The sequence below is a fragment of the Streptomyces sp. NPDC001617 genome (genome assembly GCF_053596855.1).
Map to the genome: position 1 here is coordinate 1 of NZ_JBSFHA010000029.1, position 12,801 is coordinate 12,801.

Sequence of the window (12,801 nt, forward strand, 5' to 3'; positions counted from 1 at the left end):
GCGGACACCCCCCGCCCCGTCCCCTTCCCGCCGTACGCGGCTGCACCCGCCCACGGCCGTCCCGGCTTCTCGCCGCGGGCGACTGACGGCCACATCGCAAACGCCGACTACCTGCACGCCGCCAGGGGGCGCGGGGAACTGCGCGACCGGCCACGACGGCGCCGCACTGTGATCCACGGGCCACTGACGGCCCATCCCGGCGCAGGCCCCCCGCACGCCGCCAGGGGGCGCGGGGAACTGCGCGACCAGCCACGACGGCGCCGCACTGTGATCCACGGGCCACTGACGGCCCATCCCGGCGCAGGCCCCCCGCACGCCGCCAGGGGGGCGGGGAACTGCGCGACCAGCCACGACGGCGCCGCACTGTGATCCGAGTGCCGGACGGCTCAACGCGGCGCAGGCCCGCTGCACGCCCCAAGGGGCGCGGGGAACTGCGCGACCAGCCCCCACACACCCGCACCCGCCCTACAACCTCCCGCGCACAACCACCCCTCACCGCCGACGACGCAGATGATGGCGAACCGCCCGCTGGGCCACCGGCCCGAGGTCCTCCAGCGCCGCCATCAGGGCACCCAACTGCTCCAGCGCGTCCAGGGCCGCGTACGCCCCCGCCGGATCGACACCCTCGTACAGTTCGATGCCGACGAACGACGCCGCCACGGCCCGGGACAGCCCCACAGGGTCGGCGAACTCCCCGAAGGGGGTCTGGGCCAGGACGCGGGTCAGGACCTTCTCGATCTCGGCGATCCAGAGGTCGAGGCCGGCCGCCGTCGCCGGGGCGAGGGGGGCGTGTGTCTGCGCGCCGGCCAGCAGCTGGCCGAGGACCGCCACATGTCCGGCCGCCTTCTCCTCCTCGTGCATCTCCCGGCCGAAGGCGAGGAGTTCGCCGAGGGAGGCGATCCGGTCGAGTCGGTCGCGGTACCGGTCGACTCGCTGCTCGGTGCCGTGTCGGCAGGCCGCCGCGAGGAGTTCGTCGACCGAACCGAAGTGATAGAAGACCAGGGCCTGGTTGACGCCGGCCGTCGTCGCGATCGAGCGGGCCGACGCTTTCGCGATGCCCTGCTCGGTGAGCGTCCTGAGCGCTCCCTGGAGGAGTTTGGTCTTCGTCTCCTGGGACTTGGCGGTTTCTGCGCTCACGCGCGCAGCTCCTCGCGCACGGGCCGGAGTCCGCGCCGTACGCCACAGGTGCGGATGTCCGTGTACGTCGCCGTGAAGGAGCCCTCATAGCCGAAGAGCGGCCCGAAGTACCTGTTGACCACGCGGACCCGGATGCGGAAGCGGCCGGCCGTGTCGTCGTACGACTCCCGGACCTCGGCGTTCGCGCCGATCAGCTCCGGCACGCGCACGTCCACCACCCCCTCACGGAACCGGTGTTCGCCGGAGCGGATGAGGAGGGAGCCGTCGGGCTCGGCCTGGAAGTGGAGGTCGGTGGCGAGGTGTTGGTGGGTGCCCAGGTAGTCGAGGATGCGGTCGCCCTTGGGGCTCATGACCATCTGGGCGTCGAAGCGGCGGGGGCGGCCGGGGAGGGCGAAGGTGCGCACGAACGTCACCGTCTCACGGCCGAAGGTGTCCGTGTACGGGACGTTCTCGATCACGAAGGGGACCTTGCGGCCGGGTCTGGGGACGAGGATGTTGCGCGTGCCGCCCAGGGCCAGGAAGGGCTTCACCCAGGGTCCGCCGTGCCAGATCCGGTCCATCACGCCCCGGCCGGTGCATGCCTCGCCGCTCGCCAGGCCGACCGAGAAGCGGCGCTGGAGCTGGGGGTGGAGCTTGTCGAAGTCGGCGCCCATGACGGTGCGGAAGATCGATGTCGTCGTCATCGGTGGCTCTCCAGGGTGCGGAGGAGTCGGGGAGCGCGTGTGCGCCGGGGTGGCGTGCGCAGGCAGCGGCGGGCGGCCGGGGTGGTGGGCAGTGGGGGTGCGAAGAGGGCCAGCGAAAGGGCTACCAGTGCCAGGGGCGGTATGGCGTAGAAGAGGAGCGGGGACAGTGGGGCGGTGAGGTGCAGCAGGCTGCCGTAGCCGAAGGCCGTGCAGGCGAGGGTGGTGGCGAGGGCCCGTAGGAGGAGTTCGGTGAGCCAGTTGCGCCGTGCTCGCTCGGGGCTGATGCCGTGCTCCAGCCAGAGGCGGAGGCGGTCGAAGGACCAGGCTGTCGCCCAGCCCATGAGAGGGCGGAGGAGGAGGCGGTCCGTGATCCTTCCGAACGCGCCCCAGCGGGGTTGGTAGTCGTAACCGGTGAGGAAGCGGACGCCGTCCCCGTCGGGGATGTAGCGCCAGTAGCCGCTGCCCTCGGCCAGGAGTGAGAGCGGGTGCGGGGAGGAGAAGCGGAGGGCCGAGGTGCGGGTGCCGTCCGGGCGTTCCCGTTCGCCTGCCGAGATGCCGGTGCCGGCGATCTTGAGGAAGGGCAGCACGCGCGTGGCGTAGCGGAAGTGTTGTGGCCTTCCCTCTACGCGCGGGAGGTAGGCGATCTCGGTGAAGCGGAGGTCCCAACGCTGGTGTTGGGAGGGGTTCTGGGTGTGGGTCCAGAGGTCGTCGAGGTGCGCTTGGATGCGCGCCTCAATGTAGAGCCCTGTGCGGGCCATGCGATTCCCCCAGGTCAGCCGGTTTTTGAGCGCATGCTCAAAGGTCGTGGACATGAGGATACGGGTTTTTGAGCGATCGCTCAAAGGGCGGGTACGAGAAAACCCCGGCCCGGGTGGGTCGGGGTTCTGCTCGGGGGCGCTGCTAGCCGGCGAGATGTCGCTCGATCGTCTCCACCTTGGAGGTGAGGCCGTCGGTCACGCCGGGGCGGATGTCCGCCTTGAGGACCAGGGAGACGCGGGGTGCTCTTTCCTCCACGGCGGCCACCGCGCGCCTGACGACGTCCATGACCTCGTCCCACTCGCCCTCGATGGACGTGAACATCGCGTCGGTGCGGTGGGGCAGGCCCGACTCGCGGACCACGCGGACGGCGTGGGCGACGTACTCGCCCACGTCCTCGCCGACCCCGAGCGGGGTCACGGAGAAGGCGACGATCATGCGCTCACCACCCCTTCCCTGCGGGCCCGGGCCGCGATGACCTCGTCCTCGGCGGCGCGCTTGAGCTTGCGCTCGGCGAAGAAGCCGCCGGTCGGGAGGACCGAGAGAACGAAGAAGAGGGCCGCGGTCTTCAGGGACCACTTGGTGCGGTTCCAGGCGTCCGCCCAGAAGATCACGTAGAGGATGAACAGCACGCCGTGGACCATGCCCATCACCGGCACCCCGTTGAAGGGCGTGGTCCGCTTGAGGACCGAGCAGACCAGCAGGAGCAGGAACGAGACGGCCTCGGGGGCCGAGACGAGGCGCAGGCGTCGGAGGGCGGTGGCGGTCTTGATGTCCACGGGTCACCTTCGGTGGGAGACAGGTCGCTCTTTGTGAACGGAAGCACAAGCGTTCGCCCATTGTGACAAACGGTTTCCCTAAGGGTGTGCTCAGGGTCCCTCTCCACCCGTGGGTTCTGTTCGATCACCGGTCCGGCGGCTACCTTCACAGCGTGGCGATGTTCCGACTTCAAGGCAGCAAGGTGCTCGCCGTCGACATGACCGGGGACGCCGTGAAGGCGAAGAACGGCTCGATGGTCGCGTACGACGGTCAGATGGCGTTCAAGAAGCTCAGCGGGGGTGGCGAGGGGCTGCGCGGGATGGTGACGCGGCGCCTCACCGGTGAGCAGATGACCGTGATGGAGGTGAGAGGACAGGGGACCTGCTGGTTCGCCGATCGTGCGTCGGAGATCAATCTCGTCGCCCTCCAGGGGGACAAGCTGTTCGTGGAGTCCAGCAACCTGCTCGCGACCGACGCCGGGTTGCGGACGGGCACCACCTTCACCGGGCTGCGTGGGGCCTCGCAGGGGAACGGGCTGTTCACGACCACCGTGGAGGGGCATGGACAGGCCGCGATCATGTCGGACGGGCCGGCGGTCGTGCTGCGGGTGAGTGCGCAGTATCCGTTGATCGTCGATCCGGGGGCTTACATCGCCCATCAGGGGAATCTGCGGCAGTCGTTTCAGTCCGGTGTGACGTTTCGCACCTTCTTCGGGGAGGGCGGGGGCGAGGCCTTCCAGATCCGGTTCGAGGGGGACGGGCTGGTGTACGTACAACCGAGCGAGCGGAACACCATCGCGGGGGATGTGTGACATGGCCTTCCGTGAGATCAACTCCAAGATGGTCGAGGCGACCGTGATGCCCGGGCAGCGGTTGTTCAGTCAGCGCGGTGCGATGCTCGCCTACAAGGGCGAGGTGTCCTTCACGCCCAATATGCAGGGCGGGCAGGGCGGGATCATGTCGATGATCGGGCGCCGGGTCGCCAATGAGGCGACTCCCCTGATGAGCGTCGAGGGCAGCGGGACCGTGCTGTTCGGGCACGGCGGGCATCACGTGCAGATCATCAACCTCACCGGGGACACCTTGTACGTGGAGGCGGACCGGCTGCTGGCCTTCGAGGGCACCCTTCAGCAGGGGACGATGTTCATGGGCTCGCAGGGCGGGGTGATGGGCATGGTCCGGGGGCAGGTCACCGGGCAGGGGCTGTTCACCACCACCCTGAAGGGGCACGGGTCGGTGGCCGTCATGGCACACGGCGGCGTTTTCGAGCTGCCGATCACTCCGGGGCGGGCCGTGCATGTCGATCCGCAGGCCTATGTCGCCCACCACGGGGATGTGCGGAACAAGCTGTCCACCGCGCTCGGCTGGCGGGACATGGTGGGGCGCGGCTCCGGCGAGGCCTTCCAGCTGGAGCTCAGCGGGAGCGGTGCGGTGTACGTCCAGGCCTCGGAGGAGAAGCTGTGAGCATGTACGGGGCTGCGGGCGCCGGGCCGACGGTCTACGACCCCATGACACTGCCGGTCGACGACAACGTGAACAAGTACACCTTCTGCGTCGAGCTCAAGGGGAGCCAGTGGTTCCTGCAGAAGGGGAAGATGATCGCCTACTACGGGGCGATGGAGTTCAACGGGATCGGACACGGCCGACTCGACCGACTTGTCCGTACGTCCTTTCATTCGCCACTGCACGCGAGCGACTGGGTCGTGGCCGAGGGCTCGGGCAAGATGCTCCTCGCCGACCGGGCCTTCGATGTGAACTCGTACGACCTCGAAGACGGCAACCTGACCATTCGCTCCGGCAATCTGCTCGCTTTTCAGCCAAGTCTCGCGCTCAAGCAGTCGATCGTGCCGGGTTTTCTGACACTGATCGGAACCGGAAAGTTCGTGGCCGCATCTAACGGTCCGGTGGTGTTCATGGAACCCCCGATCCGGGTGGATCCGCAGGCGCTCGTCGGGTGGGCCGACTGCCCGTCGCCGTGTCATCACTACGACCACGGCTACATGACGGGCCTCATGGGCGGTCTACGTGCGATGACGGGCCTCGGCGGAGCCTCCGGGGAGGAGCACCAGTTCGAGTTCGTCGGGGCGGGCACGGTCCTGCTCCAGTCGTCCGAGACCCTCATGGCCGAGCAGGCCACGGGGGCGGTTCCTCACGAGCCGGGCGTGCCCGGTGGCGGTGGGGTGCCCACAGGCCCCTCACAGCAAGCAGGCGTACCGCGCCTTCCCGGACAGCTGGGGGACCTCCAGCGTCGCTTCGGGCTGTGAGCGGTAGTCTGCGGAGTGTGACGTCGAACGTGTGCGCGCCGTCACGCGAAAACCCTCACTAGTTCGCTTTTCAACCTCTTAGGTAGACTTCATTCATGGAGACCGAGACGGCCACGCCCTGGCTGACCGATGCGGAGCAGTGCGCCTGGCGCACCCACCTGGAGGTCAACAGGCTGTTGACGTACCAGCTCGAAAAGGACCTGCAGCCGTTCGGCCTGACAATGAACGACTACGAGATCCTGGTGAATCTCTCCGAGTCGGAGGATGTACGGATGCGGATGAGCGACCTCGCGTCCGCCACCCTCCAGTCCAAGAGCCGCCTCTCCCACCAGATCACCCGCATGGAGAACGCGAACCTGGTCCGCCGCGAGAACTGCGAGTCCGACCGGCGCGGGCTCTACGCGGTCCTGACCGAGCACGGCATGGAGACGATGAAGAAGGTCGCGCCGCATCATGTGGCGTCTGTGCGGAGGCACTTCATCGATCTCCTGGCCCCCGAGTCCCTGTCGGAACTCGACAAGGCGCTCAAGCCCGTCGCACAGCACCTGCGCGGGCAGCGGGGGCGTCCCTGACCATCGACTGACCACCCGACGCGGCGATCGGCAGGCGGAGCTCGAACAGGGCTCCGCCTGTCGGCGCGTTGCGGCCGTGAGCGTGCCGCCGTGGCATGCGGCGACGTCCCGGGCGATGGCGAGGCCCAGACCGGCGCCACCGCCGTCCCGGCTGCGACGGTCAGGCGGCTCTACCGTCTTGATCGGGTTGATCGAGCCATTCGTAGGGTTGGGTCGCCCAGGGGTGCTGGGTGTGGCTATCAGGCGGCTGCCGTCTCGTGGCTTTCCTTGCTTCGCCGCCCGGCACCCCACGACGACTCGGCCGCCGATTAGGAAGTGCGAACAAGTCGCTGCGTAGAGCAATGCCGGCGAGGTCGTCCGTGGCACGAACAGAGCAAACACGTACGTCAGGAGCACGATGAGCCGGATATGGGCGGGGATCGACAGCGGCAAGGGCCACCATCACAGCCTCGCCCTGGATGCCGAGGGCAAGACGCTGCTGTCGCGGCGGGTCGCCAACGACGAGCCCGAGTTGCTGAAGCTGATCGGTGACGTCCTGGATCTGGCCGATGGCCGCGAGGTCACCTGGGCGATCGACATGACCGGCGGCGAGCCCGCGCTCCTGCTGGCGCTGCTGGTCAACCACGGCCAGGAGGTCCTCTACATCCCCGGCCGGCTGGTGAACCGGGCGGCCGACGGCTACCGCGGCGAGGGCAAGACCGACGCCCGCGACGCCTTCGTGATCGCCGACCAGGCGAGGATGCGCCGCGACCTGCGGCCCATCCGCCCCGGCGACGAAGCCGCCATCGAGCTCAAGCTGCTGACCGGACGCCGGGCCGACCTGGTTGCGGACCGCACCCGTGTGGTCAACCGCCTGCGCGGCACACTGCTGAGCATGTTCCCGGCCCTGGAACGGGCCCTGGACGTGACCAACACCGGCCCGCTCAGGCTGCTGACGGGCTACCAGACCCCAGCCGCGATCCGGCGCGCCGGGATCACCCGGCTGACGACGTGGCTGGCCAACCGCAAGGTCCGCAATGCCGGAGCTCTGGCCGTCGCGGCCGTCGAGGCGGCCGAGCGGCAGCACACCGCGATCCCCGGGGAGAAGACCATCGCGAAGCTGGTCCACACCCTGGCCGGGGAGGTGATGGCCCTCAACGAGCAGATCTCCGAGGTGGACAAGCTCATCGAGGGCCGGTTTCACGAGCACGAGCTCGCCGAAATCGTCCTGAGCGTCCCGGGCATGGGCACCGTGCTCGGCGCGGAGTTCCTGGCCGCTGTCGGCGGCGGCCTGGACGAGTTCGACTCCCCGGACGCGCTGGCGGCCTTCGCCGGCGTCGCCCCCGCGCCCCGCGACTCGGGCAAGGTCAGCGGCAACCTCCACCGGCCGGTCACCTACCACCGCAGACTCCAGCGGGTCTTCTACACCTCCGCGCTGGTCAGCGTCCGTTACGACCTGAACTCGCGGAAGTTCTACGACCGCAAACGCACCGAAGGCAAGAAGCACGTCCAGGCCGTGCTCGCGCTCGCCCGCCGACGCGTCAACGTCATCTGGGCCCTGATCCGTGACCGACGGTGCTACCAGGTCACACCTCCGGTCACCGAGGCTGTCTGACTGCCGGGCACGCATAATCACAGTCGGCCCACTTCTCGCGCGGCTATCCTCCACGGGATGCCACTTCGCCAGTACGCCTACTTCGCACTGTTCAGCCGGCACACCTCGGCAGACGACATGACCTCCCAGCTGGGCATCACTCCTGACGAGGTGACTGTTCGCGGAAGCCGGTTCACCGAGCCGACGGTGGTTCCGGTCGACCACTCGTGGATGGTTGCCTGCAGGGAGCCGGGTCTGCGCGTCGACGAGCAGATCACCCGCATTCTCGACAGACTCCAGCCCCACACAGACCGCATCTGCGACCTCACCAGGCATCTGGCCCGCACCGGCGGCGGAGCAGTGCTTCAAATCGTGCGCTACTTCAACGAGACCGACCAAGGCCAGCCAGGCGCAGCGGACGCCCCCAACCTCTTCGGCTGGCACCTGGACCGCAAGGTCCTGGACTTCCTCAACTCCACCGGCGCCGAGCTCGACATCGACGAGTACGACATGGCCGGAGCCGAGGACACCACGTGAACACATGACCCCGTACTCACCTCGCACACGCGTCGCACTCCGACGGCTTGACAACAGCATTAGGAAGCGGGGAAGGCTTCCTCACCGCCCCGATCCGACACCTCACGTACGCTCCGCTCGGAGGCATCCCCAGAACCGGTGCCAGGGGCCCTCCGCTCCCGGATGTCCCCCGGGCCTGCGAAACGGCCGCTCCGGTCAGCGGCATCCCCAGAACCCGCGACACAGACGCTCCGCTCGGAGGCGTCCCCAGAACCGGTGCCAGGGGCCCTCCGCTCCCGGATGTCCCCAGAGCCTGCGAAACGGGCGCTCCGGTTGCGGGCGTCCCCAGAATCCGCGTCACAGGCGCTCCGGTCGAAGGCATCCCCAGAACCCGCGAAACGGGCGCTCCGGTCGAAGGCGTCCCCAGAGTCGGTGTCGGGAGAACTTCGCTCGAGGGCGTGCCCGTGGCCTGCCTTTGGGCGGAGCCCGGCGCGGCCGCCTCCGCCCACGGCCGCCGCCGTCAGCAGGGCCGCCGTGCCCGCCGCCGCGAAGCACAGGGCCGTCGGGACGCCGCCCACCATGAGGCCGGCTGCGGCCGCGCCCGCCGTACTGCCCGCGTTCACGCCCGTGTTGACCCAGGCGCCGGCCCGGACGCGGGCCTCGGGGGCGGCCGTCTCGTCGGCGATCAGGTAGGCGGTGGTCAGGGCCGGCGCGACGAAGAATCCGGCGCACGCGAGAGCGACGGCGAGTGTGCCGAGCCCGGAGGCGAGCCCGGCGCCGACCAGCGCCAGGCCGAGGCCCGCGAGCGTCAGGGCCAGCCGCGCCCGGGCCGGGACACGCCAGGCGACGGCCCCGTTGAGCAGGCCCCCGACCGCACTCCCGGCCGACAGCGCGGCCAGCGTCCAGGCCACGGCGTCGTCGCCGTAGTGCCGCTGCTCGGCGAAGGCCACGACGACCAGGTCGACGACGCCGAGGGCGAGACCCACGCCGGCGGAGGCCACGACGGGCTGAAGGATGCCCCACAGCACGTTCCGCGCAGCGCCCGCCCGCACGCCCGTACGCCGGGGACGGCCTCCGCGCCAAGCGCCCCGCCCGGCGGAGACTCCGCTCAGCGGTTCCCGCGCAGCACCCCGCCCGGCGAACCGTCCTCGCAGAGCGCCGCGCCCAGTCAGCGGCCGCCCCACAGCGCCCGGCCCGGTAAACCCTCCCCGCACAGCACCCCATCCAGCCAGCGGCCGCCGCAGGGTGCCCCGCCCGGCAAGCCGTCCTCGCAGAGCGCCGCGCCCGGCGAGCGGCCGCCCCACAGCACCCCACCCGGTAAACCCTCCCCGCACAGCACCCCACCCGGCGAGAAGAGCCCGTAGGACACCCCGATCGGTTCCGCTCCGCCGGCCTTCCGGTTCGGACGGTCGGATGTGCCGCACCGCCGGTGACCTGACGAACGACCCGACCCCGGTCACCATCAAGGCCGTCCCGGCGACGATCCCGACCGTCGGTGGTGCGAACCCCACCACCAGCCCGACGATCAACGGCCCCGAGACGAACAGCAGTTCCTCGGCGACGCCGTCGAGGCTGTACGCCCGCTGCAACAGCGCCCGGTCGGGGGCAAGTCGGCCCCACACCGCCCGCATCGTCGGACCCAGTGGTGGCGTGCACGCGCCCGCCGCCGCGGTCACCGCTCCCACGAGCAGCGGGGAGGCGGCGCCGGGGCGCCAGACCAGTGCCGTCAGCAGCCCCAGCAGGGCGGCGTAGAGCGCGGACATCGGCACCAGCGCGCGGCGCGGCCCGTAGCGGTCGATCAGGGACGCCCTCGCGGGCGACAGGAAGACGCTGGTTCCGCTGAACAGCGCCATGGCGGTGCCCGCCACCGCGTAGGACCCGCAGGCGCGGGTCACGGCGAGCATCACGGACAGCGGGACGATCCCGTAGGACAGCCTGCCGAGCAGGGCGGCCGCGAACGTGCGGCGGGCGTACGGGATATGCAGGACGGCAGCGTACGACGGCCGTCCAACCGGTGTGGAAGACATGGGAGTTCGGTTCCTCGACTCGAGGCGGACAGGGGACGCCTGATCGCCGCGCGCCGGCTGCGGTCGGTCACCGTGTGCCGTGCGCGGGCCGGGCGTGCCCTATGCCAAGAGGAGGTACATGTCGGTCAACGTAACAGTGGCCGAGGGGAGTTGAACAGCGAAGAGCCCGCCGTCAGCCCTGTGTCAGCCCCGCCACCAGCTCGTCCGCCGCGCGGTACGGGTCCAGTTCCCCGCCCACGATCCGTTCCGCCAGCGCGCTCAGCCGCCGGTCGCCGTGCAGGTCACCGATGCGTTCGCGCAGGGTCGTCACGGCGATGGTCTCGACCTCGCGGGAGGCGCGGGCGAGTCGGCGCTCGGTCAGGACGCCGTGTTCCTCCATCCACGCGCGGTGCTTCTCCAGGGCTTCGACCACCTCGTCGATGCCCTCCGCGCGCGCGGCGACCGTCTTGACGATCGGCGGGCGCCAGTCGCCGGGGCCGCGGGACTCGCCGAGGCCGAGCATGTGGTTCAGCTCGCGGGCGGTGGCGTCGGCGCCGTCACGGTCGGCCTTGTTGACGACGTAGACGTCACCGATCTCCAGGATTCCGGCCTTCGCCGCCTGGATGCCGTCGCCCATCCCGGGGGCCAGGAGGACCACCGAGGTGTCCGCCTGGGAGGCGATCTCGACCTCCGACTGGCCGACCCCGACCGTCTCCACCAGGATCACGTCGCAGCCCGCCGCGTCCAGGACGCGGATCGCCTGCGGGGCGGCCCAGGCGAGGCCGCCCAGATGGCCGCGGGTGGCCATGGAGCGGATGTAGACGCCGGGGTCGGAGGCGTGCTCCGACATGCGCACCCGGTCGCCGAGGAGGGCGCCGCCCGAGAACGGGGACGACGGGTCGACGGCCAGGACGCCGACCCGCCTGCCCTGCTTGCGGTACGCCGTGACGAGCGCGGAGGTGGACGTCGACTTGCCGACGCCCGGCGAGCCCGTGAGGCCGACCACGTACGCGTTGCCCGTCAGTGGGGCCAGCGTCTCCATGACCTCCCGGAGCTGCGGGGACGCCCCCTCCACCAGGGAGATCAGCCGGGCCACGGCCCGCGGCCGGCCTTCCCTCGCCTGGGCGACGAGCGTGGGGACGTCCTGCATCACAGCTCCGTTCAGAGATCGGCGTACGAGAGAACTCAGGCCTTGGGTACCCGGACGATCAGCGCGTCACCCTGACCGCCGCCGCCGCACAGCGCGGCCGCGCCCACACCGCCGCCCCGGCGCTTGAGCTCCAGGGCCAGGTGCAGGACGAGTCGGGCGCCGGACATGCCGATCGGGTGGCCCAGGGCGATGGCGCCGCCGTTGACGTTCACCCTTTCCGTGGACACCCCGAGGTCCTTGATTGACTGGACGGCGACCGCGGCGAAGGCCTCGTTGATCTCGATCAGGTCCAGGTCCTCGACCTCCAGGCCCTCCTTCTTCAGGGCGTGCAGGATCGCGTTGGACGGCTGGGACTGGAGGCTGTTGTCCGGTCCCGCCACATTGCCGTGGGCGCCGATCTCGGCGATCCACTCCAGACCCAGCTCCTGCGCCTTGGCCTTGCTCATCACGACCACGGCCGCCGCACCGTCCGAGATCTGGGAGCTCGTACCCGCCGTGATGGTGCCGTCGCGGGTGAACGCCGGGCGGAGCTTGCCGAGGGACTCGGCCGTGGTGTCGCCGCGGATGCCCTCGTCCTTGCTGAAGACGACCGGCTCGCCCTTGCGCTGCGGGATCTCGACCGGGGTGATCTCGGCCTCGAAGACGCCGTTCTTCTGCGCGGCGGCCGCCCGCTGGTGGCTGAGCGCGGCGATCTCGTCCTGCTCGGGGCGGGCGATGCCGAGGCGGGTGTTGTGCTTCTCCGTGGACTCGCCCATGGCGATGTTCTCGAAGGCGTCGGTCAGGCCGTCGTGGGCCATGGCGTCGAGCATCTCGATGGCGCCGTACTTGAAGCCCTCGCGGGACTTCGGGAGCAGGTGGGGGGCGTTGGTCATGGACTCCTGGCCGCCGGCGACGATCACGTCGAACTCGCCGGCGCGGATGAGCTGGTCGGCGAGGGCGATGGCGTCGAGGCCGGACAGGCACACCTTGTTGATGGTGAGCGCCGGGACGTTCATCGGGATGCCGGCCTTCACTGCGGCCTGGCGCGCCGGGATCTGCCCTGCCCCGGCCTGGAGCACCTGGCCCATGATCACGTACTGCACCTGGTCGCCACCGATCCCCGCACGGTCGAGGGCGGCCTTGATCGCGAAGCCGCCGAGGTCGGCTCCGGAGAAGGACTTGAGGGAGCCCAGCAGCCGTCCCATGGGCGTACGCGCCCCCGCGACGATCACCGAGGTCGTGCTGTTCGATCCAGACATGAGCTGCGATCCCCTTCCGGCTGCACTGCCGAGGAGTGAACGAGGGTTTACTTCGAATGTACTGAGTGGCACTCCGTGCCGTCACCCGGCGGTCGGTGTGATCGCTGGCACGTTGCGTAACCATCCGAAGCGCGCTGCACTGACAAAC

14 protein-coding genes and 3 pseudogenes are annotated in these 12,801 nt (G+C 70.1%); 7 read left to right on the top strand and 10 right to left on the bottom strand.

Annotated features, from left to right (window positions below; genetic code table 11):
• Nucleotides 1–369: pseudogene (locus tag ACWC09_RS22420) on the top strand (hypothetical protein); the annotation flags it as partial.
• 123 nt (nucleotides 370–492) lie between these two features.
• On the opposite strand, the gene ACWC09_RS22425 reads toward ACWC09_RS22420, so the two are convergent.
• From ACWC09_RS22425 to ACWC09_RS22445, 5 genes are all read right to left on the bottom strand, one after another.
• A complete protein-coding gene (locus ACWC09_RS22425) occupies nucleotides 493–1,137 on the bottom strand; it encodes a TetR/AcrR family transcriptional regulator (RefSeq protein ID WP_450852342.1) in 645 nt (214 codons plus the stop codon).
• Nucleotides 1,134–1,820 carry a DUF4166 domain-containing protein gene (locus tag ACWC09_RS22430; protein WP_450852343.1) on the bottom strand — a complete coding sequence of 229 codons (687 nt, stop codon included), beginning with the start codon at nucleotides 1,818–1,820 and terminating at the stop codon, nucleotides 1,134–1,136. Before ACWC09_RS22430 ends, ACWC09_RS22425 begins: the two co-directional genes overlap by 4 nt.
• Entirely contained in the window at nucleotides 1,817–2,578 is a 762-nt protein-coding gene (locus ACWC09_RS22435; RefSeq protein ID WP_450852430.1) for a hypothetical protein, read from the bottom strand. Before ACWC09_RS22435 ends, ACWC09_RS22430 begins: the two co-directional genes overlap by 4 nt.
• 142 nt (nucleotides 2,579–2,720) lie before the next feature.
• Complete coding sequence (locus ACWC09_RS22440; RefSeq protein ID WP_450852344.1) at nucleotides 2,721–3,014, bottom strand: MTH1187 family thiamine-binding protein; 294 nt, start codon at nucleotides 3,012–3,014, stop codon at nucleotides 2,721–2,723.
• The gene (locus ACWC09_RS22445; RefSeq protein WP_450852345.1) at nucleotides 3,011–3,355 is read right to left on the bottom strand and encodes a DUF3817 domain-containing protein; all 345 of its coding nucleotides are present in this window, start codon (nucleotides 3,353–3,355) and stop codon (nucleotides 3,011–3,013) included. The genes ACWC09_RS22440 and ACWC09_RS22445 overlap by 4 nt, the downstream gene beginning before the upstream one ends.
• Before the next feature lie 158 nt (nucleotides 3,356–3,513).
• Between ACWC09_RS22445 and ACWC09_RS22450 the strand changes: the two genes are divergently transcribed.
• From ACWC09_RS22450 to ACWC09_RS22465, 4 genes are all read left to right on the top strand, one after another.
• The gene (locus tag ACWC09_RS22450) at nucleotides 3,514–4,146 is read left to right on the top strand and encodes an AIM24 family protein (protein WP_450852431.1); all 633 of its coding nucleotides are present in this window, start codon (nucleotides 3,514–3,516) and stop codon (nucleotides 4,144–4,146) included.
• Between the two features lies 1 nt (nucleotide 4,147).
• Nucleotides 4,148–4,798, top strand: coding sequence for an AIM24 family protein (locus ACWC09_RS22455; protein ID WP_450852346.1), 651 nt, complete (start codon nucleotides 4,148–4,150; stop codon nucleotides 4,796–4,798).
• A gap of 2 nt (nucleotides 4,799–4,800) precedes the next feature.
• The gene (locus tag ACWC09_RS22460) at nucleotides 4,801–5,598 is read left to right on the top strand and encodes an AIM24 family protein (RefSeq protein WP_450852432.1); all 798 of its coding nucleotides are present in this window, start codon (nucleotides 4,801–4,803) and stop codon (nucleotides 5,596–5,598) included.
• A gap of 95 nt (nucleotides 5,599–5,693) precedes the next feature.
• Nucleotides 5,694–6,170, top strand: coding sequence for a MarR family winged helix-turn-helix transcriptional regulator (locus ACWC09_RS22465; protein WP_450852347.1), 477 nt, complete (start codon nucleotides 5,694–5,696; stop codon nucleotides 6,168–6,170).
• Here ACWC09_RS22465 and ACWC09_RS22470 read toward each other — a convergent pair.
• A pseudogene (locus ACWC09_RS22470) lies at nucleotides 6,124–6,332 on the bottom strand (ATP-binding protein); the annotation flags it as partial. The gene ACWC09_RS22465 and the pseudogene ACWC09_RS22470 sit on opposite strands and share 47 nt — an antisense overlap.
• A 235-nt stretch (nucleotides 6,333–6,567) precedes the next feature.
• On the opposite strand from ACWC09_RS22470, the gene ACWC09_RS22475 reads away from it, so the two are divergent.
• Nucleotides 6,568–7,764: an IS110 family transposase gene (locus tag ACWC09_RS22475; RefSeq protein ID WP_450852348.1), complete on the top strand. Its 1,197-nt coding sequence runs from the start codon at nucleotides 6,568–6,570 to the stop codon at nucleotides 7,762–7,764.
• A gap of 57 nt (nucleotides 7,765–7,821) precedes the next feature.
• Nucleotides 7,822–8,280 carry a DUF4279 domain-containing protein gene (locus ACWC09_RS22480; protein ID WP_450852349.1) on the top strand — a complete coding sequence of 153 codons (459 nt, stop codon included), beginning with the start codon at nucleotides 7,822–7,824 and terminating at the stop codon, nucleotides 8,278–8,280.
• Between the two features lie 59 nt (nucleotides 8,281–8,339).
• Here the strand turns inward: ACWC09_RS22480 and ACWC09_RS22485 are convergent, their stop codons facing one another.
• From ACWC09_RS22485 to ACWC09_RS22500, 4 genes and pseudogenes are all read right to left on the bottom strand, one after another.
• A complete protein-coding gene (locus ACWC09_RS22485) occupies nucleotides 8,340–9,593 on the bottom strand; it encodes an MFS transporter (RefSeq protein WP_450852433.1) in 1,254 nt (417 codons plus the stop codon).
• Nucleotides 9,594–9,608: 15 nt separating this feature from the next.
• Nucleotides 9,609–10,286, bottom strand: a pseudogene (locus ACWC09_RS22490) (MFS transporter); the annotation flags it as partial.
• Between the two features lie 172 nt (nucleotides 10,287–10,458).
• Nucleotides 10,459–11,415, bottom strand: a complete 957-nt coding sequence (meaB, locus tag ACWC09_RS22495) for a methylmalonyl Co-A mutase-associated GTPase MeaB (RefSeq protein ID WP_450852350.1) — start codon at nucleotides 11,413–11,415, stop codon at nucleotides 10,459–10,461.
• Nucleotides 11,416–11,450: 35 nt separating this feature from the next.
• On the bottom strand, nucleotides 11,451–12,653 hold the full coding sequence (locus ACWC09_RS22500; protein WP_450852351.1) for an acetyl-CoA C-acetyltransferase: 1,203 nt from the start codon (nucleotides 12,651–12,653) through the stop codon (nucleotides 11,451–11,453).
• Nucleotides 12,654–12,801 lie beyond the last annotated feature (148 nt).

Coding starts and splice junctions, on each gene's coding strand:
- ACWC09_RS22430 (WP_450852343.1), bottom strand. CDS start 1,820: ATGACGACGACATCGATCTTCCGCACCGTCATGGGCGCCGACTTCGAC.
- ACWC09_RS22435 (WP_450852430.1), bottom strand. CDS start 2,578: ATGGCCCGCACAGGGCTCTACATTGAGGCGCGCATCCAAGCGCACCTC.
- ACWC09_RS22440 (WP_450852344.1), bottom strand. CDS start 3,014: ATGATCGTCGCCTTCTCCGTGACCCCGCTCGGGGTCGGCGAGGACGTG.
- ACWC09_RS22450 (WP_450852431.1), top strand. CDS start 3,514: ATGTTCCGACTTCAAGGCAGCAAGGTGCTCGCCGTCGACATGACCGGG.
- ACWC09_RS22455 (WP_450852346.1), top strand. CDS start 4,148: ATGGCCTTCCGTGAGATCAACTCCAAGATGGTCGAGGCGACCGTGATG.
- ACWC09_RS22460 (WP_450852432.1), top strand. CDS start 4,801: ATGTACGGGGCTGCGGGCGCCGGGCCGACGGTCTACGACCCCATGACA.
- ACWC09_RS22465 (WP_450852347.1), top strand. CDS start 5,694: ATGGAGACCGAGACGGCCACGCCCTGGCTGACCGATGCGGAGCAGTGC.
- ACWC09_RS22475 (WP_450852348.1), top strand. CDS start 6,568: ATGAGCCGGATATGGGCGGGGATCGACAGCGGCAAGGGCCACCATCAC.
- ACWC09_RS22480 (WP_450852349.1), top strand. CDS start 7,822: ATGCCACTTCGCCAGTACGCCTACTTCGCACTGTTCAGCCGGCACACC.
- meaB (WP_450852350.1), bottom strand. CDS start 11,415: ATGCAGGACGTCCCCACGCTCGTCGCCCAGGCGAGGGAAGGCCGGCCG.
- ACWC09_RS22500 (WP_450852351.1), bottom strand. CDS start 12,653: ATGTCTGGATCGAACAGCACGACCTCGGTGATCGTCGCGGGGGCGCGT.